The organism is Microcoleus sp. Aus8_D2 (genome assembly GCF_036702665.1).
Classification (GTDB): Bacteria; Cyanobacteriota; Cyanobacteriia; order Cyanobacteriales; family Microcoleaceae; genus Microcoleus.
On sequence record NZ_JAUBUN010000045.1, the window covers coordinates 3925 to 26804 of the forward strand.

At 45.0% G+C, this 22880-nt stretch carries 25 protein-coding genes; 10 read left to right on the forward strand and 15 right to left on the reverse strand.

Annotated elements, in window-relative coordinates:
- From QUB64_RS26585 to QUB64_RS26595, 3 genes are all read left to right on the forward strand, one after another.
- Positions 1-271 (forward strand): hypothetical protein (locus QUB64_RS26585; RefSeq protein WP_333343413.1); only part of this gene is annotated, 271 nt, incomplete at its 5' end.
- A 99-nt stretch (positions 272-370) separates the two neighbouring features.
- Positions 371-547: a hypothetical protein gene (locus QUB64_RS26590; protein ID WP_333266798.1), complete on the forward strand. Its 177-nt coding sequence runs from the start codon at positions 371-373 to the stop codon at positions 545-547.
- Positions 548-644: 97 nt separating this feature from the next.
- A complete protein-coding gene (locus QUB64_RS26595) occupies positions 645-935 on the forward strand; it encodes a hypothetical protein (RefSeq protein WP_333266800.1) in 291 nt (96 codons plus the stop codon).
- Positions 936-1410: 475 nt separating this feature from the next.
- Here QUB64_RS26595 and QUB64_RS26600 read toward each other — a convergent pair whose 3' ends face one another.
- Genes QUB64_RS26600 through QUB64_RS26610 form a run of 3 tightly spaced genes read right to left on the reverse strand, consistent with a single transcriptional unit; the run spans position 1411 to position 2484 of the window.
- The gene (locus QUB64_RS26600; protein ID WP_333266802.1) at positions 1411-1749 is read right to left on the reverse strand and encodes an SPASM domain-containing protein; all 339 of its coding nucleotides are present in this window, start codon (positions 1747-1749) and stop codon (positions 1411-1413) included.
- A gap of 60 nt (positions 1750-1809) precedes the next feature.
- On the reverse strand, positions 1810-2268 hold the full coding sequence (locus tag QUB64_RS26605; protein ID WP_333266804.1) for a radical SAM protein: 459 nt from the start codon (positions 2266-2268) through the stop codon (positions 1810-1812).
- A 9-nt stretch (positions 2269-2277) separates the two neighbouring features.
- A complete protein-coding gene (locus tag QUB64_RS26610; RefSeq protein WP_333266807.1) occupies positions 2278-2484 on the reverse strand; it encodes a hypothetical protein in 207 nt (68 codons plus the stop codon).
- Between the two features lie 450 nt (positions 2485-2934).
- On the opposite strand from QUB64_RS26610, the gene QUB64_RS26615 reads away from it, so the two are divergent.
- From QUB64_RS26615 to QUB64_RS26625, 3 genes are all read left to right on the forward strand, one after another.
- Positions 2935-3729: an ABC transporter permease gene (locus QUB64_RS26615; RefSeq protein ID WP_442921721.1), complete on the forward strand. Its 795-nt coding sequence runs from the start codon at positions 2935-2937 to the stop codon at positions 3727-3729.
- 234 nt (positions 3730-3963) lie between these two features.
- A complete protein-coding gene (locus tag QUB64_RS26620; protein WP_333266808.1) occupies positions 3964-4827 on the forward strand; it encodes an aldo/keto reductase in 864 nt (287 codons plus the stop codon).
- 170 nt (positions 4828-4997) lie between these two features.
- Positions 4998-5678: a GIY-YIG nuclease family protein gene (locus QUB64_RS26625; protein WP_333266810.1), complete on the forward strand. Its 681-nt coding sequence runs from the start codon at positions 4998-5000 to the stop codon at positions 5676-5678.
- Between the two features lie 236 nt (positions 5679-5914).
- Here QUB64_RS26625 and QUB64_RS26630 read toward each other — a convergent pair whose 3' ends face one another.
- Entirely contained in the window at positions 5915-6769 is an 855-nt protein-coding gene (locus QUB64_RS26630; RefSeq protein ID WP_333266812.1) for a DUF3598 family protein, read from the reverse strand.
- Between the two features lie 146 nt (positions 6770-6915).
- Here QUB64_RS26630 and QUB64_RS26635 point away from each other — a divergent pair, with 146 nt between their 5' ends.
- Positions 6916-7737: an SAM hydrolase/SAM-dependent halogenase family protein gene (locus QUB64_RS26635; RefSeq protein ID WP_333266814.1), complete on the forward strand. Its 822-nt coding sequence runs from the start codon at positions 6916-6918 to the stop codon at positions 7735-7737.
- A 380-nt stretch (positions 7738-8117) separates the two neighbouring features.
- Here QUB64_RS26635 and QUB64_RS26640 read toward each other — a convergent pair whose 3' ends face one another.
- The 7 genes from QUB64_RS26640 to aat form a co-directional block, all read right to left on the reverse strand.
- Positions 8118-9017 carry an alpha/beta hydrolase gene (locus tag QUB64_RS26640; RefSeq protein ID WP_333266816.1) on the reverse strand — a complete coding sequence of 300 codons (900 nt, stop codon included), beginning with the start codon at positions 9015-9017 and terminating at the stop codon, positions 8118-8120.
- A gap of 170 nt (positions 9018-9187) precedes the next feature.
- A complete protein-coding gene (gene leuS / locus QUB64_RS26645) occupies positions 9188-11824 on the reverse strand; it encodes a leucine--tRNA ligase (RefSeq protein WP_333266819.1) in 2637 nt (878 codons plus the stop codon).
- A 435-nt stretch (positions 11825-12259) separates the two neighbouring features.
- Positions 12260-13003: a Uma2 family endonuclease gene (locus tag QUB64_RS26650; RefSeq protein WP_333266822.1), complete on the reverse strand. Its 744-nt coding sequence runs from the start codon at positions 13001-13003 to the stop codon at positions 12260-12262.
- A gap of 101 nt (positions 13004-13104) precedes the next feature.
- A complete protein-coding gene (locus QUB64_RS26655) occupies positions 13105-14523 on the reverse strand; it encodes an NACHT domain-containing protein (RefSeq protein ID WP_333394263.1) in 1419 nt (472 codons plus the stop codon).
- Between the two features lie 21 nt (positions 14524-14544).
- Positions 14545-14745 (reverse strand): NACHT domain-containing protein, encoded by a 201-nt coding sequence (locus tag QUB64_RS26660; RefSeq protein ID WP_333266828.1) that lies wholly within the window; start codon positions 14743-14745, stop codon positions 14545-14547.
- An 84-nt stretch (positions 14746-14829) separates the two neighbouring features.
- The gene (locus tag QUB64_RS26665) at positions 14830-15927 is read right to left on the reverse strand and encodes a hypothetical protein (RefSeq protein ID WP_333266830.1); all 1098 of its coding nucleotides are present in this window, start codon (positions 15925-15927) and stop codon (positions 14830-14832) included.
- A gap of 262 nt (positions 15928-16189) precedes the next feature.
- Positions 16190-16768 (reverse strand): leucyl/phenylalanyl-tRNA--protein transferase, encoded by a 579-nt coding sequence (aat, locus tag QUB64_RS26670; protein ID WP_333266930.1) that lies wholly within the window; start codon positions 16766-16768, stop codon positions 16190-16192.
- A gap of 65 nt (positions 16769-16833) precedes the next feature.
- Between aat and QUB64_RS26675 the strand changes: the two genes are divergently transcribed.
- Positions 16834-17163 carry a hypothetical protein gene (locus QUB64_RS26675; RefSeq protein ID WP_333266832.1) on the forward strand — a complete coding sequence of 110 codons (330 nt, stop codon included), beginning with the start codon at positions 16834-16836 and terminating at the stop codon, positions 17161-17163.
- A 299-nt stretch (positions 17164-17462) separates the two neighbouring features.
- Here QUB64_RS26675 and rpsN read toward each other — a convergent pair whose 3' ends face one another.
- The 4 genes from rpsN to rseP all read right to left on the reverse strand — a co-directional run bounded on the left by rpsN (position 17463) and on the right by rseP (position 21262).
- Complete coding sequence (gene rpsN / locus QUB64_RS26680) at positions 17463-17765, reverse strand: 30S ribosomal protein S14 (RefSeq protein ID WP_293142737.1); 303 nt, start codon at positions 17763-17765, stop codon at positions 17463-17465.
- Between the two features lie 364 nt (positions 17766-18129).
- Positions 18130-18774, reverse strand: a complete 645-nt coding sequence (gene nth / locus QUB64_RS26685) for an endonuclease III (RefSeq protein ID WP_333266840.1) — start codon at positions 18772-18774, stop codon at positions 18130-18132.
- 124 nt (positions 18775-18898) lie between these two features.
- On the reverse strand, positions 18899-19636 hold the full coding sequence (locus QUB64_RS26690) for a Uma2 family endonuclease (RefSeq protein WP_333266842.1): 738 nt from the start codon (positions 19634-19636) through the stop codon (positions 18899-18901).
- 525 nt (positions 19637-20161) lie between these two features.
- The gene (gene rseP, locus QUB64_RS26695; protein WP_333266844.1) at positions 20162-21262 is read right to left on the reverse strand and encodes an RIP metalloprotease RseP; all 1101 of its coding nucleotides are present in this window, start codon (positions 21260-21262) and stop codon (positions 20162-20164) included.
- 242 nt (positions 21263-21504) lie between these two features.
- Between rseP and QUB64_RS26700 the strand changes: the two genes are divergently transcribed.
- Positions 21505-22182, forward strand: coding sequence for an ATP-dependent Zn protease (locus QUB64_RS26700; RefSeq protein ID WP_333266846.1), 678 nt, complete (start codon positions 21505-21507; stop codon positions 22180-22182).
- A gap of 119 nt (positions 22183-22301) precedes the next feature.
- The gene (locus QUB64_RS26705; protein ID WP_333266848.1) at positions 22302-22853 is read left to right on the forward strand and encodes a hypothetical protein; all 552 of its coding nucleotides are present in this window, start codon (positions 22302-22304) and stop codon (positions 22851-22853) included.
- Positions 22854-22880: the final 27 nt, after the last annotated feature.

The window sequence follows — 22880 nt, forward strand, 5'->3', positions numbered from 1 at the left end:
AATCTTAGAAACCGGGTTTCTTCCCTTATTTCTCGTACTCAACCGAGATTATTCGCAGAAACCCGGTTTCTCGCCACCTATCGAGAGAAATCCGAGCGCACTTTCCCCCAATTTCCCCAATTTCGGTCGATCGCACAATCTTAGAAACCGGGTTTCTTCCCTTATTTCTCGTACTCAACCGAGATTATTCGCAGAAACCCGGTTTCTCGCCACTTGGGCGACAGAAATGCGAGCGCAAATCCGTCGCCCAAGTGGTGGCGGGTTTATATAAATTGTTGGTGATAGTTAGAGATGGCTGGCTCACGGGCCCCTACAGGAACTATGTTTATTTAGCCGGATATAATATCAGTATATTCCCCAAGGTTTGATTATGAACGAACCACCGCAAATTAGAAATCCCAGCATCACCCTCTATCCTTTCCACCTGCGAAATGACGGAGACGAAGGCTACCAACAAACAGCAAAAAATGCCGAACATCTCTGGCAAAACCTAGCCGATAATGTCGGTGAAAAAATCAATTTCCCCGAACTCAAATCCCTCAGATAGAAGCTAATCTGCTACAAAGACGGACTGTATCACGCAGCGGGCGAAGATGCGAAATTGAGCGGTAAAAAATTGTTAAAAGTCCGTTGTAGGAGATGATTTGCTGTTTTTGCAGAAGTTTCGGATTTTGTGCGATCGCAAATATCAAAGTCAAATTGAAAAATACTTAAACTACCTGATGGCGAATCAGGATTTGTTCCAGCAGACAATCTCCACAATCCGCGGGATGGTGGAAATCGAACAGGTGGAATTGGACGCCGAACAGGCAAAAAGCGATAAAAAGCGCGATCGCCAACTTGAGAATATCATCTTTTTTGTCGGAAGTGCGATCGGCGGCGGACAAATCTTTTCAGCCAGCTATCCCCTAATCACCAAGGATACACCCATTTAATGGCAACCCGATTTTTCCCTCCCGCTTCATCTCTTCACCGCGACGATTATCTGGAGTTTGCTTTTCGGTTTAATATTCGGCTTGCTGATATTACGTATCCTGCTGCTGGTAAGGAAAATATGTAAATTTATATTTCGGTAGCAAGTCGTAGGGTGTGTCACCTGCGATAAATCCCTAAAAAAGAGCGACTTTTCGAGTAGCGACGCACCTTATAAACAGCGCCCATACAAACAAATCCAACACTTCTTTTGTCGCAAAACTTTGTAAAAATCGTAGAAAACGGTGCGTGACAATTCATAGTCCCTGGTATGTATCAGGATTTTTCGCGGTCACACACCCTACAACTATAACTCTTCAAAAAATGAGGACTAAAGTCCTCACTACGAACCTAAATACAATTCATCAAACAAAAAACCTGGTTTTTTACCAAAACCCGGCTACCATGAACACAAGCAATATCAACACTGTTCAAACCTCAATTATTTAATAACTTCATCCCCATTTTCACCTTGTCCAAAATCGTCTTTTGCGAGACACAAGTAATCAGACAAAGCTTGCCACAATTCAAAGTATCCCGGCGGACTTCCTGAGCTTTTTCGCCGTACCAAATCTCGCGGGCGCTGGCTTCTTTCACATTCCCAATTACCGGAAACTCATCGCACAACTTCACATCGCCGCGCGTATCGATCCAGTAATTGCGCAGTCCAACGCGACAATGCCGAGTCGAATCAGGAGCTTTTTGTTCCTGGAAGTGAGGAACCATCAAACGCAATACTTCATCGCTGTTCATAATTGGTGCGCCGTTTTTCTTCATCTCAATTAAGCGCTCAATTACCTGTGAAAATTATTCCCTGTCTTCTTCTTCTACCCACAATTACGAATAGGTTTCTGGTGTCCAGCGGTTGACTGGTTGGAAGTTCACCGTCGTGGCTCCAATTCCTTTCGCCCAGGTTACAATTTCCTCTAGGTGGCGGAAGTTGAGCCGATTGATAGTTGGTTTGACGTTGATTGGAAACAGGACGTTTTGTTTTTCTTGTTCTTCCCGCAGATAACCGATTCCTTTGGAAAGTCTGTCAAACAATCCGGGTTGACCGCGCAAATAATCGTGCAATTCTGCGTTCTGCCCGTCAACGGACATATTCACATTAAAAGGACGCGCCGCTACAGTTTTCGCTGCATTTTCCCGAGTCATGCAGTAGCCGTTTGTGGTGACACCGGCGTGGATGCCATTTTTGTTGGCAAATGTCAGCAAGTCTAGAAAACCTTTCTTAATATAAGGTTCGCCACCGCTAAAGTTGATGGAAAATTCGCCGATAAATTCTTTGACACTCAAGAGGGCATTTTACCAATCTTCGATGGTCATTTCGTCTTTATATTCTTTGAGCCGCCAATACTCGCATTGACGGCATTTCACGTTGCAGTGCTCGTTGACAATCCCGTAAAAAGTAACTGGGGTTGTCATGTCTAGCCCTGTATTGATCCGCAGGGATTCGGCTACTGCACTCTTGGTGTGCTTGACGCCCAGTCTGGATAATGTTACAGCATCCATGTTTTTGTTACCTTACGTGTTGTTACTTAAGTCTATTTAGGGAACCGACTTTTCTAAATAGAATTACGTAGTTTTCGTTACCTATTCCTTTTGAGTACGTATGCACCATCTTAAGTGTTCCTTGTCAATATGGCTAGATGTTTGTGAAATATTTATAATATTAAAGGTCGTAACATATTAGTATTTCCAATGAATGAAGCGATTATTTGTGTGAAAACATGAATCAGCCTTAATAAGTGGCAAATAATATCGGCTTGAGATTGACTTAAATTAAGGAATTGTAATTTTTATTTAAATTCAGTCGAAAAAGTTAATAGTCTACCTCAGTAAAATTACTTAAGTATGCAGTACCAATAACTTAAAGTTATAATGAAGTGAGTGGCCCGTAAAGCATTTAACTTGACACAACCTTTAAAATATGAAGGAATTTAAGTATTTCAACGGCAAAAAATGGCGATAAACATGGGACGATATTTGCACGTACTGAAATTGTTCTGGGGTGCAGCGATCGCAGCCGAGCTCGAATACCGCATCAACTTTGTCCTCGCGACCCTCAGCAGCCTGGGAAACCTTGCTGGTAGCTTGTTTGGGCTGTCGCTGTTCTACCGTACCGGCTACAAGTTTGCGGGCTATTCATGGGAACAAGCTTTAGTGGTACTCGGCATTTTTACGATTTTACAAGGGTTTTCGTCAACCTTTCTGGCGCCCAACCTCAGCCGTATTGTCCATCGAGTCCAGGAAGGTACTCTCGATTTTGTCCTCCTCAAACCCATCAGTTCTCAATTCTGGCTATCTGCAAACACTGTTTCTCCTTGGGGAATCCCGGATTTAATCTTCGGCACCGTATTACTGCTGTATGCTGCTAATAAATTGGGAGTACAAATCGGCAACTATTTTTTAACAGCAATCCCGCTGTTATTTGGAACTATTACTCTTTACAGTATCTGGTTTATGCTGGGTGCGACTAGCATTTGGTTTGTCAAGATTTACAATGTTACTGAAGTTCTGAGAGGATTGTTAGAAGCGGGTAGGTTTCCGATGGCTGCTTATCCCGCAGCTTATCGATTTTTCTTTACCTTCGTGGTTCCTGTTGCCTTCTTGACGACTGTGCCGGCAGAAGCCATGCTGGGCAGAGGTGATATTGTTTGGATCGCAGGGGCGGGAGTTTTGGCGATCGGGCTGTTAATTTTCTCTCGGTACTTCTGGCAATTTGCACTCCGCTTTTACACCAGCGCTTCGAGTTAAGTAGGTAGGGTTTACTGCTGCGAGGCCAGAGATTGTCTGCGATGTTTGAGGAAAAAAAGCGAGAGAAAGTTTGACCAGTGGGGAAGAGTTGATGAAAATATACAGTTTGAATGCAGTACAGCCGACGGATAAATATTTTTTCCGCTATCTAGTTATATTCTAAAAAAAACTGTTAAATTCTACATATCCTTGAAATCTAAACTCTCAATCAACCACACAAACGAGGGCTAACGAATGAAAAGAAAAAGACTGGGCAACAGTAATTTTAATATCAGTGCGATCGGTTTGGGTGGTATGCCGATGTCGTTAAACGGCCGGCCACCGGAAGCGCAAGCAATTGCGGTAATTCACCGTGCCCTCGATTTGGGCGTTACTCTGATTGACACGGCAGATTCTTATTGCCAAGATGAATCTGACAAACACCACAACGAGCACCTGATTGCCAAAGCTTTGCAAGAGTACACGGGAGATATTCGGGCGGTTACTGTGGCCACGAAAGGTGGCTTAATGCGGCCTCAAGGTGCCTGGACTCGCAATGGTAATCCCCACCATTTGCGGCAGACAATTCGCGAAAGTTTTGATGCTTTGGGCGGTCAAAAGCCGATCGATCTTTGGCAGTACCACTCGCCCGATCCAGCCTATACAATCGAAGCAGCCCTAGCGCCCGCCAAAGAAGCAGTAGAAGCAGGAATGATTCGATTTATCGGAGTTTCCAACTTTTCTGTAGAACAGATCAAACGCGCCCGCGATACAGTAGAAATTGTCTCGGTGCAGAATCAGTACAATCCGTGGCACAGAGAACCGGAATCCGACGGCGTACTAGAATATTGCGAAGCCGAAAAACTGACATTTTTCCCCTGGAGTCCTTTGGGGGGAAGCCGTCGGGCCACTAGCTTGCAAGATCTGCCTGCGATCGCCAAATTAGCTGCCGAAAAAAACGTTTCAGTTTACTGTATAGTATTAGCTTGGTTGATGGCAAAATCGCCCTGTGTCGTTCCGATTCCCGGCGCCACAAAATTATCGAGCATTGAGGACTCTGTAAAGGCGATCGAAGTTAAATTGAGTGATGAGGAATTGCAACAAATTGCAGCAAGTTAGAAACTCCACTGATAAGCTGTTACGCATTTAAGTTGCATATTAGGGGTGATGCTCTGAGTATCGCCCCACAAGAATTTGATAATTTCTTGATATACAATTTGAATGCCGAGTAGCTTATAATACGACAGATTTAATTAGTAAAATTACCCCTTTGTGAGAAATTGAGTTTTATGGAAGCTAATCAAGTGAATGCCGATCGAGACGTAGCAATTGAACATCAAAACGTACCTGTCGCCCATGAAGGACTGCACAATTTTTTATACAGTTCCGACTCAGAACATAGCGCATCGACTGCTATTTCTGAATTAGAAAATGATGGTACGCAAGTAATGTCGATCGATACTTGGCGCGCTATAGCAAGTAATGCGAAGGTCGCCGGTGTTTACGCTGTCACGGACTCTTCTCGCAATACTCAATATGTAGGTTATTCACGAAATATCCTGCTTTCAATCAACGGTCATATAGCACAAAATGGCGCGGAAAATTGTGCTTTTGTGCGAGTGCAAACTTTTAAATTCCCAAAACGGGAAGAAATGGAAAGTTTGCGGGATGCTTGGATCGCAGAAATCGGCAGCATTCCGCCTGGAAACGGCGCCCAGAGCGAGATGTGGGCGAGTACGGTGGGTCAAGCAGCGCGATCGGCAATGTCGGCCGCGGAGCAACAAGCTTATGAGGAAAAGAAGCTAAAATTGCGCAAAGCCATGGCAGATTCTACTCTTAGCAAAGAGTTGGAAACAGCAGCTAAAAGTGATGGGGAAGGACACAAGCATCAGGAAGCTGTTGTTAACAATGATGATGATTGGAGTGCGGTGATTCAATCGCAAACCCAGGAAACAAAATCCGGCGAATAAAATTCGGTGCTAGATAAAGTTTCGTTTGTTGTAAGTAAGCGATCGAATTTCTATCGTTGGGTAGCGAGAAACCGGGTTTCTTCGACAAATTTGCGTTGAGTACGATAAATCTAGAAAGAAACCCGGTTTCTGAGATTAGGGTGCGTCCAATTCTTTGGTAGGTGGCGAGAAACCGGGTTTCTGCGAAAATTTTGGATTGAGTACGAGAAACATCGGAAGAAACCCGGTTTCTGAGATTAGTGAGATCGACCTTTTTTTCGTTCAGTAACTAAAGTCAAACTTACCCATTCACCCTTGTCATTGTAACTGCGCATCATCCGAAATCGCAAGTCAGGTTCTACCAACCAACCGGCCTCAAAAAATATAGGTTTTCTGGATTCAACTTTCACCGGACAAGTGCAAGAACCGCCGTCAGGAAGTAGCAAAACCTGCACGGGCGTTGCACCTTCGTTGAAATTAATAACTGAACCGTCAATGCTGCCGCTAGAAGCGATAACATTAGCATTACTGCCAAAAGTAATTTTCTGCATGAGCCGATCGCCATTTTGCGAATCCAATTGCAGTTTAGTAGAATAGCGATCTGCTGAACGCCCGTCTGGATACATCGTCACGGCCTCGCCCTCCCATTCTCCCAGCAAATCGCCAACCGTTAAAGGCGGACGTTCGGGGACGTTTTTATCAAGCTGCTTTTCCCGAATTAAGGTAAGTTGGGATAAATTACCGTCGGTACTGTAGAGTTGAACGAAGCGCAACCGGCGATAATTGTAGATAAAACCAAACTCGGCACCAGATTCAGAATAAGGTGATAGTTGAATAGTTCCCTGACAAAAATTCCCATTCTCGAAAAACAAGATATCTCGTCCCAAACTCTGATATTCTCGAACAAGTTCGCTGACTTCCGGTTCGCCGACACCGCTAGGATTTGGGGAGAAACGTCGCAGTTTCAACCGCACAGTTTTGTTATCGTTGAGTCCTTCTAGAGAGATAATGCTGGGAGTATCTTTAAGTACCTCTCCCCGCGTTGATAACTGAGTAAAGGAACCGTGCCATTCTCCTAAGTTTTGCAGAAAGTTTTCCCATTGCGAACCCATACTTTTACCTCTGGATATATACCAACTTTATAAACGGTTTATTCTTGTACTATCTAACTGTCAAGCGGTCAACGGAGAGGGCAGGCACGCACCATCCACTGCCCCTACAACTGTCACAGGTCAACGATCTAACTGTCAACTGCTATATGTCTAAAAATAGAATTATAACTCTGCTGACGGATTTTGGGTTGAGCGATGTTTATGTGGGAGTGATGAAAGGTACGATCGCCCAAATCAACCCGCAGTTAAAAGTGATTGACATTACGCACCAAATACCCTCGCAAAATATAGCAGCGGCGAGGTTTTGTTTGATGGCTGCTTTTGCTTATTTCCCGCAGGAAACCGTACACGTTGCTGTCGTCGATCCGGGCGTGGGTAGCAACAGACGCGCGGTGGCGGTGAAATGTGCTAATTGCTTCCTTGTCGGGCCCGATAACGGGTTGTTTGGCGGGGTGTTGAGTCGCGAAAGTGCGATCGCATCTGTGGAGATCACCAATCCGCAATATTGGCGTACACCGGAACCCAGCAGCACGTTTCACGGGCGCGATATTTTTGCAGCAGCGGGCGCTCATTTGGCGAATGGGGTGCCCCTGGAAGAGTTGGGAAGGGCGGTACGCCCTGCGAGTTTAGTACAGCTACAGATACCAAATTGCGCCGTTACAGCCACGGGTGCGACAGGTTGCGTTCAATATGTCGATCGCTTCGGGAATCTAATTACCAATATCCCGAATAATTGCGTTACAGGCAACAATTGGTCAGTCACAATTAACAATAGTTGCGCTCCAATTCACATACCCAGCGGTAAAACATACAGCGACAGCAAGCCTGGGGATTTAATAGCCATAATTGGTTCTGATGGTTGGCTAGAAATTGCCGTTAACAGCGGCAGCGCTCAATCCGTCTTGCAGCTAGAAGTTGGAGATAAAATAGAAATAATATTATATCCACTTCTCGAACAATCACCCTAAAATAGGTTCGTAGTGAGGACTGAAGTCCGCATCAAATGAGAGAGGAATAGCATTACGAACCCTCAAACCATCACCCTAAAATAGGTTCGTAGTGAGGACTTTAGTCCGCCTTCAATCAAAGAGGAATCGCATTCCGAACGCTCAAAACATCACCCTAACATAGGTTCGTAGTGAGGACTTCAGTCCGCCTTCAATCAGAGAGGAATCGCATTCCGAACGCTCAAACCATCACCCTAACATAGGTTCGTAGTGAGGACTTCAGTCCGCCTTCAATTAGAGAGGACTAAAGTCCTTACTACGAACCTATTTATTCATCTTAAGAGGACTTTAGTCCGCATTCAATCAGAGAGGACTAAAGTCCTTACTACGAGCCTATTTATTCATCTTACATTTGAGTTTATTTTCGCAAAATCAACAATAGTTTCGCGATATTCACTGCTATTAAAAAAAGCATCTCCATTATTATGCTTAGCATTAGGAACCAGCAAAAATTGCTTAGGTTCAGGAGAAACAGCATACAACTTATTACTCATCGCGGCGGGAATCAAAGGGTCAGCAGTTCCGTGAACGAACAAAACCGGAATTTTGAGCGATTTAACTTTATTCAAAGAATCAAACTTTTGTGTCAGCAGCAGCCGTACTGGAAACAGCCGCATCAAATTTTGGCGTTCTACCATATCCAGCATGGAAGTGAACGAACTTTGAACAATTAATCCCGCAGCTTCTGAATGTGCAACTGCTAATTCTACAGCAACAGCGCCTCCGAGTGAATGACCGTACAAAAAGATTTCGCTAGGCGACAATTGCCGCTGTTTGACTAAATAATTATAAGCTGTTTCTGCATCTTCATAAATCTGAGCTTCGCTGGGAAAATTGCCTTGACTGCGCCCGTAACCCCGGTAATCTATCAGCAGTACCGAAAAACCCAATTGTCGCAGGCGGTAAGATTGATTGATATTCGTACCGATGTTAAAGCCCTTACCGTGGAGGTACAATAGGGTTCCTAGTGGCTGTGGATTTGCCGCTGGCAGCCACCAACCGTGAATTTTGTCTGTTTTGTCCGTTTTGGGCGATCGCCCGTTAACTGGCAACCAGACCTCTTCGTAGGGGATGTTGAAAGCATCGGGTGTTTTGGCGATCGCAGATGTGGGACTAAAAATGAGACGAGTTTGCAGGATAAACAAGATTATGCAACAGACGATGTAGGCGATCGACCAAAATTTCACCAAAAATAATATCCATTTATGAAAATGCCTGTATTTCTTTGGTAATTTGCTCATGGGACTAAGATAACCGATAGGTGATTTAACCGCCTAAAAAACAACTATTATCTCCCTTGAAGCACCCCAACAAAATCGGTTCGTAGTGAGGACTTCAGTCCGCACCAAAGAAGGACTAAAGTCCTCACTACGAACCACCCGGTTGAGTTCACAAACCGGGTTTCTCATATTTATCCAGCTACCACGAAATTAACCAACTTTCCAGGAACCACAATCACCTTTTTAATCTCCTTACCTTCCAGATGGCGCTTAGCCAAATCCGACTCCCGGGCGTAATTTTCCAAAGCAGCTTTATCAGCACCAGAAGGCACTTGAATAGTGCCGCGCGTCTTACCCATAACTTGAATTACCAGCGTAATTTCATCCGTAACTAAAGCAGACGGATCGGCAACAGGCCAAGCTTGCAAGTGGACAGATTCGCTGTTACCAATTAAATGCCACAATTCATCAGCGATGTGCGGCGAAAAAGGCGCTAGCAGCAAAATCAAAGTATTAATTCCCTCTGCATAAACAGGCGAATCCTTACATTTAGCATCAGCCAGCGCATTGTTCAATTTCATCATTTCCGAAACAGCAGTATTGAACTGATACTCGCCCTCCAAATCTTCTCGAACTTCTTTAATTGCAGTGTGAATCGCCCGCCGCAAATCCTTCTCAGGTTTACTCAACACATCTTTCTCTCCCCCTTGGGAAGAGGCTTGACTCAACACATCTTTCTCCCCTCCTTGGGAAGAGGCTTGACTCAACACATCTTTCTCCCCCCCTTGATAAGGGGGGGCTGGGGGGGGTGCAGCAAACTCTGTCACCAAGCGCCAAACGCGATTTAAAAAGCGGAATTGCCCTTCCACATCAGCGTCATCCCACTCCAAATCCTTCTCAGGTGGCGCCTTGAATAAAATAAACATCCGCGCCGTATCAACCCCATATTTCCCCATAACTTCCAAGGGGTCAACACCGTTATATTTAGATTTGGACATCTTCTCATAGAAGACTTCCAAAGCTTCCCCAGTTTGCGGATCTTTAGGATTTTCCGAGTCTACATCTGATGCGGCAACATATTTGCCAGTCACAGGATTTTTGTAGGCTTTTGCTTGTACCATGCCTTGAGTTAACAAGCGCTTAAATGGTTCATCACAATTGATTAAACCCCGATCGCGCACAACCTTCGTAAAAAACCGCGAATACAGCAAATGCAGGATGGCGTGCTCGATGCCGCCGACATATTGGTCAACAGGCATCCAATCATTCGTCTTCGCCGAATCGAAGACTTGCGCTTGATTTTGAGCATCGGGATAGCGCAAAAAATACCACGATGAATCCATAAAAGTATCCATCGTATCCGTTTCGCGCTGCGCCGGAGTTCCGCAACTCGGACAAGGAACGTTTACCCATTCCGGCATCTTTGCTAACGGCGAACCTTTGCCAGTAAATTGTACATTTTCCGGCAACAATACGGGTAAATCCGATTGCGGGACGGGGACGGTTCCGCATTTTGGGCAGTGAATTACCGGAATCGGAGCGCCCCAATAACGCTGGCGAGAAATTAGCCAATCTCTCAAACGATATTGTACTCGCGCTTTGCCACAACCGGAATTTACGGCAGCTTGAATAATTGCAGCTTTGCCTTTAATTGAATCCATCCCGTTAAAGCTTTGGGAATTAATCATAATTCCTGGTTCCGTGTAAGCTTCCGTCAGCGGAACTTCATCATCATCCACAATTACTACTTTAATAGGTAGTTCATATTGATTGGCAAACTTGAAATCTCGCGTGTCGTGGGCGGGTACTCCCATGACTGCGCCGGTGCCGTATTCGTACAACACGTAATCGGCAATCCAAATCGGGATTTCTTCATCGTTGAAAGGGTTGATTGCTTTGCCACCTGTGGGGATACCGCGCTTCGGTTTGTCATCAGCCGTGCGCTCCATTTCGCTTTGCAATGCAACTTCTTTGATGAACGTATCAACAGCCGCTTTTTGGTCTGCCGTGGTCACGCGCTGAGTTAACGGATGTTCCGGTGCTAAAACAACGTAACTCACGCCATAAATTGTATCGGGACGGGTGGTAAAAACGGCAATTTTTTCATCCATGCCGACAATCGGAAATTCTAAGTAAGCGCCGACAGATTTACCAATCCAGTTGGCTTGCATTAATTTGACTCTTTCGGGCCAATCTGGCAATTTATCTAAGTCGTTTAATAACTGTTCGGCGTAATCGGTAATTTTGAGGAACCACTGCCGCAATAATTTGCGCTCGACTTTGGCACCCGAACGCCAGGAACGACCTTCGTTGTCTACTTGTTCGTTGGCTAAGACGGTTTGGTCGATCGGATCCCAGTTAACTGCCGCTTCTTTCTGATATGCTAATCCTGCTTCTAAAAATTGCAAAAACAGCCACTGAGTCCACCGATAATAATCGGGAGAACAGGTTGTAACTTCTTTTGTCCAGTCGAAAGAAATACCCAGGCGGCGAAATAAGCCTTTCATCTGGGAAATATTTTGATAAGTCCATTGTGCGGGCGGAATTCCGCGTTCGATGGCCGCATTTTCTGCCGGCAAACCAAAAGCGTCCCATCCCATCGGATTGAGTACGCGATAGCCTTGCATCCGCTTGAGTCTGGCAATTACATCGATGATTGTGTAGTTGCGGACGTGGCCCATGTGCAGGCTTCCCGACGGGTAGGGGAACATGGATAAGGCATAAAATTTAGGCTTTTCCCTATCTTCAGGCATCTGGTCTAAGTTTTGCTCAGCCCATGTCTGTTGCCATTTTTCTTCTATGGATTGGGGGTTGTATCTCGATTCCACAGCAATTGCTCCGTGCAGGGTTTAGTAAGGTTGGCTTCAGTATTTTTGCACATTCATGGGGCCGCGATTAGGATTCTTTGGCACCCCCAAGGATTTTGGCTCTAATATCTGTATTATATATTGTAGTATATGTATTTGGGTGCGCGGGCTATTTCTCGGTTAAAAGAATCAGACTGACGCACGGGTGGTGAGAAACCGGGTTTTTTCGAGAATACTTGGTTACATTCGGCAAAATCTCAAAAAACCCGGTTTCGAGGAGTCGGAAATGTGTGTTCAGAAACCGGGTTTTTACGAAAATACTTGGTTACAGTCGATAAAACCGCAAAAAACCCGGTTTCTTTGGTCTCGATCAGTAAGCCCTCAAAGAGTAAATAACTGCAATTCCCAGAAACCAGATTTCTCAAATAAATCTGGTTTCTTAGCATTTATTCTGGCTTAGATGCTATTAGGATCGATGTTCAATTCCCGCAGTTTTGCTGCTAAACGTTCAGATTTTTGAGCTTCTTGTTGAGCATTGAGAGCTTCTTGTTCGGCGCGCTGAAATTCTTGTTCTGCACGCTGAAATTCTTGTTCGGCGCGTTGAAATTCTTGTTCGGCGCGCTGTCGCTCTAATAGTCGTTCTGCATTTATTTCGGAAGGGGAAAGAAACTTTTCTCCATCAGGCTTATAAATTTCTAATCCTGCTTCTGCCAACTCAAACCTCACTCCCAGTCTCGGACTTATCCATCCCTCCATCGGTTCAATTGGTTCTAAGATTCCTTCTATTCTTTGCCAACCTTCCAACTCATTTGTTTCGGGATCGTAAAGGTAATACTCCTGCACTCCATAACGATAGTAAAATGAAAGTTTTTTGTTCATTTTTGTGTTGCTATCGTTGTGGGAGCGAATCTCAAAGACGACTTGGGGAGCAATATTATCTTCGCGAGATTGTATGTAGGAACGTCGATCGCCTTTTGGTCTACCAAATATTACCATCGTATCCGGTGCTTGAGAAATATCTGGTCTACCTTCAACCGGATACCACAGTAAATCGGCTGCTACAAATACGTTGGGGTCATCTTCAAACAGCGATTCGCAACCTTCTTTGATTGTGACTATTAACTTGTATTGTATTGTGCTGTCTGCCATTGGTTGACCGTCGCTGGATGGATAAATTATTTCTTCGGTTGTGACTTGCATAGTTGTTGTCTCCGAGAAGTATCTCTGCTTGATTATACTATTGTTGGAAGTAGTGATATCGGGTGAGGATACGGCAGTGCAGTTTCCCTATGGATGCTCGCTTATTTGCGTTCTAATTTTGCCAATTCGTTCTGGGCAAATTCGCGGAGTTTTGGATCGCGATCGTTCTGGGCGCGATCGCGAACGATTGCTAAAGTTTGAGGGCGATCGGGATATAGCTCAATAATAGCTGCAAGAGCTGTTTGCCGGGGGTTATCTTGCCAATCATATTTGCGATCGAAGGGGTCATTGATAGCAACATCGCACAATAATTCAAATATTCCAGGCTCATCTTTCCACCCCCGTGCTAATTCTTGGACTGCTGCTTGTCGCACATCCGAATCATCGTCAGATTGAGCGAGTTGTTTGAGCCAAGGTAAGGTTTCCGGGTCATCTTTCCACCCCCGTGCTAATTCTTGGACTGCTGCACGTCGCACAGGCCAATCATCGTCAGATTGAGCGAGTTGTTTGAGCCAAGGTAAGGTTTCCGGGTCATCTTTCCACCCCCGTGCTAATTCTTGGACTGCTGCACGTCGCACAGTCGAATTATCGTCAGATTGAGCGCGTTGTTTGAGCCAAGGTAAGGTTTCCGGGTCATCTTTCCAAGTTGCTGCAAGTGCTGCTACTGCTTGTCTACGAATTTGATAAACTCCGTATTTAGTTAACTCTTTGATTCGATCGCGCAAATCCCCAGCAATAGCAGCGATCTCATTTCGATTCTTGACTTCAGAAACACACTCGGCCGCCAAAAACAGATTGATAAACTTTTCTGCTTCCCCATTTTCACCAATCAGGTATTCTCGGATTTCACCTGTAAACTTAGCATTCAGCATTCCCGCCATTAAGCGCAACACTTCATGCCAAGACTCATCTCGCCAATGCCCTCGAAAAACTTCAATCAAACCATCTATATCGAGCGTTCTTTGTTTCTCAAATTGCCGGACAAACTCCCAAGCACAAAAATATTCCAAAAACGTGCGGTGGACAAAAGCAAAATAATCTTCATTGTATCCACCCAAGAAGCACAAGATAAAATTGCGATCGCGCAGTTGCTCTACCATCAACTTAGCACAAGCAGTTGCCCCAGTTCCCATCAAGCCGCTCAATGACTCAGTTATAGTCTCCCGCAAATCCTCGCGACTGATAATATTTCCGGCTAATCCTTTGCCACTCGACTGCATTTTGTAGGCAATTCGCCCACAGATAATTTGTTTGACTTCTTCATCAATTTTGTCAGAATCAATTTTATCATGATTTAACTGTTCCTTTTCCTTAAAATCCCATTTATGCAGCAGCACTTTAGAGGCTTCTTGATATAGTTTATGTCGAAAGCGCGGTAACTCCTGATAGCGATTCAGAATTGACATCATCGTCAGCAACAGCGGATTTACGGCTAATTCTAGAATCGCCCTTGATTCGGAAATTGCTTTATCCAATCTTTCTAAACTTGCAGCTTTTTTCAACCTGTCTGTCAGTGTCAACTCGTGCCACTTCTGAATAAATTATTGAATCTGTTCCGGTTCAAAATCTTGCAGCATGAAGTGATGGAATTCTGCATTTTTCAGCCGCTGCTGCTGGTAGCCGATAACGCGAGAAGTCACAACAACTTTTACTGCGGGGTAGGTTTGAGTAAAAGCATGAATTTGGTCAACAATCCGGTTGCGTTTTTGCACTTCAAACACTTCATCTAACCCGTCAAACATGACGACAGCCCGGCAGGCTTGCAGCCATTCGTGCAGTCTTGATTTATTTAAATGCCCGATCCAACTCGAACCGCGCTCGATAAATTATAGAAAATTACTGCACTCTTTTTCATCTTTACTACGATTGTACTTGCGCAATTCAATTAGTAAGTGAATCGGTTGCGATGACAACTGATTTGGAAGCAATTTTGACCACTGAAGCGCCAGATATTTTAACAGCGTAGATTTGCCTGAACCCGGATCTCCGAGAATGACTAAATAACGGTAATTGAAATCGTCAATGATTTCCAAGACAGATCGCGTTTGCTGTTGAGTGTAAGCTTTTTGATAGCGTTCCAAATCTTCGGCACTAACTTCGGCGGCGATTTCTCCCAGTTCCCGCAATCGCCTTTGAATCTCTTTGGGCAATTCATAATCTTTCGGCAAATATTCCTGACAATATCGCGCGTTTTGCGGAATAAATATTTCTTTGACTGTCAGTTGTCGTTCGTACTCTCCAGATCTAGTATCTAAATTACCTAAATCCAAACATTCATATTGTTCTCGCAGTGCTTCTTGATATTTTTCTAAGTTAAAATCAGCCGGAATCGGAGCATTGTTTTTGAGATATTGATTTATGCTATCAAGATTTTGGCTGTTGAAAATTTCTCGCAGTTCCGCATTTTGTTGTATAATTGATTTAACACTTTTAAAATAATTGTCTGCGACTTGTTCCCAACTAAATGTATCGGGAAGCGAGGCAACTGGCTTTCCCTGAAAAATCTTAGCAGGTACGAGCAGAGTGAACGTGGGGAACGTCCGTCGCACCCAATGCGGCAAACACAAATTTTGCCAATGCTGAGCTAAGATACCAGTGCCTAAATATTCACAAGTCCCTTGAAACGCAGTTCCCAAAACTTGCCTGACATCCGGTTGTTTGAGAAATTGCTTTAAAGGTTGCAGGTATTGCCGGATCTGTTTTTTATTGGAGTGCGATCGCTCTAATTCCTGCTCGAACAATATAATAAATGATCTCAGGGCATCGCGAACAGTATTTTGAGCGAAGGGTTTTTTAGCGAGTCCTTCAACATCTTTAATACAACCTTTAAAAAAATCTTTAACGTAGTCGTCTAAAGCGGCTTTTCCCAATTCTGTCAAAATAGGTGACACTAACAACCAAACCAAACCGGCGCTTTCTATCATGGCTTTTTGCTCGATCGACTTTAGTTGAGAATATTATAGCGTGGTTGAAAATTTTAGGAAACCCGGCGGTTGAAACCGCGGCTACACAAACGATGTCCGGATGGTGCGCGGACTAAGAGATGACATTATGTCAGAAATCCCGGCGGTTGAAACCGCCGAATCCAAATCTTGCTTGTATTCAATATCCTTCTTATTCTTAGTCCGCGCACCATCCGGACTTGGTTCGTGTAGCCGCGATTTAAATCGCCGGGGTTTCAACCGATTAAAACAACGAACACTTGCGCTTCAAAGCTGCTTGCAAAAGAGCATTATATTGTTTCTCCTTAACTGTATAAGCCCCGAATCTTTCGAGGTGCGGATTGTTCATTTGAGCGTCGAAAAGTAGATAAGATCGATCGCGCAATCTCTCCACCAACTTCACCATCGCCACCTTAGAACCCTCGGGAATCTGGTAAAACATCGATTCCCCAATAAACGCGCCGCCTATAGACAATCCCAAAATACCGCCCGCCAATTCGTCGCCGCACCAAGTCTCGAAGCTGTACGCCCAACCAGCCTCATACAAACCCCAGTAAATCTGCTTGAGCTCCTTAGAAATCCAAGTCGTTTCTCGATCGGCACAACCCTCAACCACCGCCCCAAAATCGCGGTTCACAGCCACCGAAAACCGATTTTGATTCAAGGCCCGGCCCAGCGATCGCGGATAGGTAAATCTCTCATCCAGCGGTATCAGCGCCCGCTGGCGGCTCGAATACCACCCCAGACTCTCCTCGCCATCATTGGCCATCAAGAAGTAGCCTTGCGCGTATCCCTGTATAATTGACGGTATATCATATTGCATAAATTTATCAGTTGTCATTTGTCCGCTAACTTTTCATTCGTCAACATTAGCAATTAGGAATAATCATGTCTGAAACCATCAAACCTATTACCTTACCGCCCGCCCAAAACCCCGAACAAGAAAGCCAATGGCTGCAAGAAACACTCCTCGCTTGGCTAGACTCCGAGTTTATCCCAGAAGCAGCCAACCAGCAAATAGCTAAAAGAGCCGCCCAAATCTACCTCCGCCAGCGCATGGAAGGCGAAAACGACTTGGGTAGCCTCGTAATTGCGATCGTCACCGAAATGCAGGCCTATGATTTTTCTAAAAGCTTTTACGGCGAATTTGCGATCGCCAATGCCGTCAGCGACTTATTACTCGAAAGTCTCGGTATCGATAAATGCTGCGGCCAATGAAGCAAGAAGGTTCGGCAACGGATTTTGTAACGGATGTAACGGATGCCAGGAGGAAGGAAGAAGCAAGGAGTAATAAGTAATGAGTAAGAAGCAAGAAGGAAAAAGCAAGAAGGAAGCTTGATATGAAGTCTGAAAAAAAAATAAACCCTAAATATAATCTTACCGATTACTCATAAGTTTTTTATTCATTCCTTATTCCTTTTTCCTTCTTCCTTTTCTCTCTCCTAGATAACTAAAGGTTTCTTTCTTCTATCCGTTAAATCCGTTACCAAATCCGTTGCCGAACTTCCTTCTTTCTGCTACCAGCTAGACTTCACAACACCGGGCAAAAGACCTTCGTGAGCCATTTCTCGCATCATGTTCCGAGACAGTCCGAAATCGCGGTAGTAACCTCTGGGGCGACCTGTAGCCCAGCAGCGGTTGCGCAAGCGAGTCCGCGAACTGCCGCGGGGTAGCTGTTGCAGTTGGCGGTGAATCGCCATTTTGTCCATCTGGTTCGCTGCTTGGTCGAACTGCTCTTTCAGGTCTTCGCGCTTGTCGGCGTACTTGTCTACGAGTCTTTGGCGCTTTTTCTCGCGCTCGACCATGCTCTTTTTGGCCATAATCTGTTGATATCCTTAGATAAATCACAATCTACTATTTTACTATATTTTGGTCATTTGCGATCGCTTTTATTTAAATTAGTTTTTTTGTTGACAAGATTTTTGGCAACAGGCAAGATGCCTGTTCCACAAGAGTTTAAATTTTTGGTAACAGGCAAGATGCCTGTTCCACAAGAGTTTAAATTTTTTTGGCAACTTCCACAAGAATTTAAGCTTTTTTAGCAACAGGCAAGATGCCTGTTGCACAAGAATTTAAGCTGTTTTGTGGAACAGGCATCTTGCCTGTTCCTGAAATTACGGCCACAAGAATTTAAGCTGTTTTGTGGAACAGGCATCTTGCCTGTCCCTGAAATTAGTGCAAAATCTAACTATTAGCAGAAGGGCACAAATCTGCAAGTTCGCAAATATGGCAAATCGGATTTCTCGCATTACAAACCGCCCGGCCGTGATACACCAACCGAATTGACCAATTTTCCCAATCCGGCTGCGGCAACAATAGCATCAAATCCCGCTCGATCCGAATTGGATCGGCGTGTTCAGTCAATCCCAACCGCTGACTCAAACGCTTGACGTGAGTGTCTACCGTCACGCCCTGATGAATACCAAAGGCGTGGGCGAGGACGACATTAGCCGTTTTGCGTGCAACTCCGGGCAATTCTAGCAGCAGTTCCATCTGCTGCGGTACTTGATTGTTGAATTTGTTGACGATCGCCCAACAAGCAGCTTTAATATTTTTAGACTTATTCCGGTAAAAACCAGTCGATCGCACCAGACGCTCCAATTCATCCAAATCAGCATTTGCCAAAGCCTGCGCATCCGGGAAACGCTCAAACAAAGCCGGCGTTACCAGATTGACTCGCTCATCGGTACACTGGGCCGCCAGAATCGTCGCCACCATTAACTGCACGGGAGTTTCGTAGTTGAGAGTGCAAGGGGCTTCTGGATACAGGCGTTTGAGGCGAATCAGAATTTCGAGCGATCGTTGTTTTAAACTTAACTTTTTAGTCATTAGTCATTGGTCATTGGTCATTAGTCATTAGTCATTAGTCATTGGTCATTTTACCCAGAGCGAAGTCGAAGGGTGGTCATTGGTCATTGGTCATTGGTCATTGAGCGAACTTGAGCTTAGTCATTTACAACTGATTCGGGTCAATTCCCATGTCTCGCAGCCGAGCTTCCAAAGCTTGCGAGCGCGATCGTTCTTGCTCCAGCATAGTTTCTGCTTGCTCAGCCCTTTGCCGTTCTTGTTCGGCCCTTTGCCGTTCTTGTTCAGCTCTTAATTCTGCTTGTTCTCGAAGTTGAGCGAGTTCCACAAAACTCACAAACGGTGTTCCATCAGGCCTGAATATTTGCAGTTCAGTTTCTGATACTTGAAACCGCACTCCCATTCTTGGACTGACCCAGCCGTTCACTTCTTCGACTGCTTCTAATCGATCCTCTCGGCGCTCCCATACAGTCAAATCCACACTTGCTGGATCGTAAAGATAATATTCTTCTACGCCGTACCGTTCGTAAAATCTCAGCTTTTGCAGCATCGGAGTCAGGCGATTTCCCCGCGACCAAATTTCAAACACGACTTGCGGTACAATATTTTCTTCGTTCCACTGTTGGTAGGAACCTCGATAACCTTTCGGTCTTCCAAAGGCTACCATCACATCTGGCGCTTGAGCAATTTTGTTATTTCCTTCTACTGGATACCATAGTAAGTTTCCCGCTACGAAAACATCAGCTATGCTCGCAAATAATAGTTCTAAGTTTTCTTTAATCCAAACGATTAATCGAAACTGTTCGGTATTGTCTGACATTGGTTCGCCGTTATCGTCTGGGTAGATGATTTTTGCTGTTTCGGGAGATTGCAGTTGTGTAACCATTGCTATTTCTCCAATATTACTGGTTAATTTATATTACAATGTTTTTGACTTAATAGAGGGCGGGTTTTGCCTCGATCTGGTCGATTATTTCATGAATTGTTAGCTCAACCCGCCCCTACCTTAATCTGGTTGACTTAAGAACAATCTGACGAGTCAAAAAAAGTCTGTATTCCTATAAAATTGCGCTCTTTAATTTATCAAAAAACCTTAAGTCAACCGTATTGATTTATATTACTCAGCAGTCACCAGTGGTGTAATGACTAATGGCTGCTGACTAATGACCAGCCTTCGGCTTCGCTCTTCGGCTAAAATGACTAATGACCAGCCTTCGGCTTGCTTCGGCTACGCGGTTATCGAGCGAAGTCGAGATACAGCACCAGTCGCTCTTCGGCTAAAATGACTAATGACTAATGACCAATGACCACCCTTCGACTTCGCGAGCGGCGAGATGACCAATGACTACTGACCAATGACCAATGACCACCCTTCGACTTCGCGAGCGGCGAGATGACCAATGACTACTGACTACTGCTGTCGAAGAGTTCGCATCAAATCAAAGCCCGCCAAATTAGCAGTATCGCGAACAATCAAGAAAATTCCCAAACCCAACAACAGCACCAAACCAGTCTGCATTACATTTTCTTGAATGCGGTTCGGCAGAGGCTTGCCGCGCAGTCCTTCTATTAACAGAAAAGCTAGCTGACCGCCATCTAAAGCAGGCAAAGGCAAGATATTAATCACAGCCAAATTTATACTAATTAATACCGCAAACTGAAACAAATTCGCAGCATCCGATCGCGCAATCCCTGCACCAGCGGCCACAATTGCCACGGGCCCGGACAACTGTTTTGCGGTTTGACCGAAATTGGTAACTAACTGCCCAAAACCTTGAAACGTCAGCACTACAATTCGCTCAAACTCAGTCGCGGCCTGGCTAAATGCCTCTACAATTCCGACTCGATGCCGCACGACGGTACCGTTAGAAGTTAGCTGCACGCCAATCTTACCTTTACCGTCAGGTGATAATTCGGGAGTTACTGTCACCACAAATTTTTGCTCTTCGCGCTGAATTTCTAACGCCAGGGGTTGGTTGGGATGATCTTGGATGGCTGAGACTAAAGATTTGATTGCTTCGCGGTTCGCGCCCAATTCCTTACCATCAACGGACAGAACAATGTCGCCCGATCGAATTCCGGCTTGTTTGGCGGCCGAACTAACTTCCGCAGCGACTTCCGGGACTTTAACTCCCGGTAGGTAGTTCATGGATGCAGCGCCAACGGTGGTCAATTGCACCACCAGCAGGAAGTAAGCAAAAATTAAGTTGGCAATTACTCCTGCACTAATCACGATCGCCCGATCGATCACAGGGCGATTTCGCAGCAAATCTGGGTCATTCGGGGGAATAGTGCTGTCTGGATCGTCATCCGGGAAACCCACGAAACCTCCCAGGGGAAAGGCGCGGAGGGCATATTCAGTTTCCGGGCCTTGGTACTTCCACAGGATGGGCCCGAAACCGATGGAGAAGCGGTTGACGTGAATGTGTTGAAGTCTCGCCGCCAGGAAGTGGCCGAGTTCGTGAACAACTATCAAGATACCTAAAACTGCGATCGCTGCCAAAACTGACATGAAGGATTCCACTAACACTTTTACTTGACTTTGATTTATTTTAATATCTTTTTAAGATTGGTGGCTTCCGACCGGCAAATTTCAGTCAAACTGGAAGATGATGTTTTTTGTCGGAAGTCCCGGTGCTGCGATCGACCGGACACGGCGGCAAAGCGATCGCGCGATGTACCTGAGTTTACCTCTCAAACCAATCCCCGATTACCAATTCCCCATTACCAATTCCCACTTACCAATTCGCAATTATGAAAGACACTTCTTTGAATATTATCGCTATTTCTATCTTCGCCATCACCGTGTCCATATTATTGGGCCCCCTATTCAACCTACCAGAGGCCGTACCTGCGATCGCCACCTTTTGCCTGTTGGGGCTAGCCACCCTCGACAGTTTCCAGTGGCAAGGTCAAGGCGGTACAATATTAGTAGATTGGTTGGGGGGAAGTTCTAAAGAAAAGCGCGATCGTATCCTCCACCACGAAGCCGGACACTTCCTCGTCGCGCATTTGTTGGGAATTCCCGTAACCAGCTACGCCCTCAACGCTCTTGAAGCATTCAAACAAGGTCAAACAGCCCAAGGCGGCGTCCGATTTGAAGACGAACAACTAGCATTTCAACTTCAAAACGGCACTCTTTCCGCCCAACTTTTAGACCAATACTGCACCGTGTGGATGGCAGGAATAGTCGCCGAAAAAGTTGTTTACGGCAGCGCCAGAGGAGGAGCGGAAGACCGCACAAAAATTAGCGCAATCTTAACACAACTGCGCCGTCCTACTTCCGAAATTCAACTCAAACAAAACTGGGGTTCGCTGCGAGCAAAAACCCTAATCGAAAGCCATCAATCCGCTTACGAAGCCCTAGTCGCAGCCATGGAAAAAAGAGCAACTGTCGCTGAATGCTGCGACATCATCCAGCAAAATTTGTAGGACAAAAATTGCGCACTATTGCCTCTTAAACTTAGCTTATTTGTAGATGTCTCACTCCCACCCCGATTTTGCCTAGAAACCGGGTTTAATAGCATAAATTTTATCAGGATTAAAAAATCATGTCACAATCAAAAGTTTTCGCAACAAAACTGCAAACAGCCAACCCAAATCAAGAAAAATTGCTGTGGCTGTTCGGTTTCCGCCTCGACCCCGAAACCGAAGTACCGAATCTATATACTCTCATTGTCTATGGAGAACAAGAACCGCCTTTAGTAGCCGGCGGTCAACTTGTATTTTTTACCCGTCCACAACTAGCGATTAATGCTCTGAAATTATGCAATATCGATGTCAGCAAACTGGGAAAACCGCCAACACAAATAGATGCTATTTGCGATATTGCAGAAACCCTGTACTTGCTCGATGCAGAAGATATTGACGAATCAGGGATTATGCTTAACTGTTTGAACGCGCTGTTAAATTTAGTTAAAGCCACATTAACACCGATGCCCACAGAGTACAAGCGCGTGCTTTATGCTTTTGCAGACCACTTGAATATTGAAGAAGAGTTTGCCAGTTTTTTAGCTGAAGAGGACATCCAGCGTTCGGAGATGGTCAATGCTATTTTGTGGTGTGTGGGAGCAATTACAGCAAAATCTAGATTGCTAACCTAGGAATTTTAGATTGGGGATTTGGGATTT

What these genes read in the sequence shown, in the direction of transcription:
- QUB64_RS26590 (WP_333266798.1), top strand. Translation starts at nt 371, where the DNA reads ATGAACGAACCACCGCAAATTAGAAATCCCAGCATCACCCTCTATCCT.
- QUB64_RS26600 (WP_333266802.1), bottom strand. Translation starts at nt 1,749, where the DNA reads ATGAAGAAAAACGGCGCACCAATTATGAACAGCGATGAAGTATTGCGT.
- QUB64_RS26610 (WP_333266807.1), bottom strand. Translation starts at nt 2,484, where the DNA reads ATGGATGCTGTAACATTATCCAGACTGGGCGTCAAGCACACCAAGAGT.
- QUB64_RS26615 (WP_442921721.1), top strand. Translation starts at nt 2,935, where the DNA reads ATGGCGATAAACATGGGACGATATTTGCACGTACTGAAATTGTTCTGG.
- QUB64_RS26620 (WP_333266808.1), top strand. Translation starts at nt 3,964, where the DNA reads ATGAAAAGAAAAAGACTGGGCAACAGTAATTTTAATATCAGTGCGATC.
- QUB64_RS26625 (WP_333266810.1), top strand. Translation starts at nt 4,998, where the DNA reads ATGGAAGCTAATCAAGTGAATGCCGATCGAGACGTAGCAATTGAACAT.
- QUB64_RS26630 (WP_333266812.1), bottom strand. Translation starts at nt 6,769, where the DNA reads ATGGGTTCGCAATGGGAAAACTTTCTGCAAAACTTAGGAGAATGGCAC.
- QUB64_RS26635 (WP_333266814.1), top strand. Translation starts at nt 6,916, where the DNA reads ATGTCTAAAAATAGAATTATAACTCTGCTGACGGATTTTGGGTTGAGC.
- QUB64_RS26640 (WP_333266816.1), bottom strand. Translation starts at nt 9,017, where the DNA reads ATGAGCAAATTACCAAAGAAATACAGGCATTTTCATAAATGGATATTA.
- QUB64_RS26650 (WP_333266822.1), bottom strand. Translation starts at nt 13,003, where the DNA reads ATGCAAGTCACAACCGAAGAAATAATTTATCCATCCAGCGACGGTCAA.
- QUB64_RS26660 (WP_333266828.1), bottom strand. Translation starts at nt 14,745, where the DNA reads ATGTTTGACGGGTTAGATGAAGTGTTTGAAGTGCAAAAACGCAACCGG.
- QUB64_RS26665 (WP_333266830.1), bottom strand. Translation starts at nt 15,927, where the DNA reads ATGATAGAAAGCGCCGGTTTGGTTTGGTTGTTAGTGTCACCTATTTTG.
- aat (WP_333266930.1), bottom strand. Translation starts at nt 16,768, where the DNA reads ATGCAATATGATATACCGTCAATTATACAGGGATACGCGCAAGGCTAC.
- QUB64_RS26675 (WP_333266832.1), top strand. Translation starts at nt 16,834, where the DNA reads ATGTCTGAAACCATCAAACCTATTACCTTACCGCCCGCCCAAAACCCC.
- rpsN (WP_293142737.1), bottom strand. Translation starts at nt 17,765, where the DNA reads ATGGCCAAAAAGAGCATGGTCGAGCGCGAGAAAAAGCGCCAAAGACTC.
- nth (WP_333266840.1), bottom strand. Translation starts at nt 18,774, where the DNA reads ATGACTAAAAAGTTAAGTTTAAAACAACGATCGCTCGAAATTCTGATT.
- QUB64_RS26690 (WP_333266842.1), bottom strand. Translation starts at nt 19,636, where the DNA reads ATGGTTACACAACTGCAATCTCCCGAAACAGCAAAAATCATCTACCCA.
- rseP (WP_333266844.1), bottom strand. Translation starts at nt 21,262, where the DNA reads ATGTCAGTTTTGGCAGCGATCGCAGTTTTAGGTATCTTGATAGTTGTT.
- QUB64_RS26700 (WP_333266846.1), top strand. Translation starts at nt 21,505, where the DNA reads ATGAAAGACACTTCTTTGAATATTATCGCTATTTCTATCTTCGCCATC.
- QUB64_RS26705 (WP_333266848.1), top strand. Translation starts at nt 22,302, where the DNA reads ATGTCACAATCAAAAGTTTTCGCAACAAAACTGCAAACAGCCAACCCA.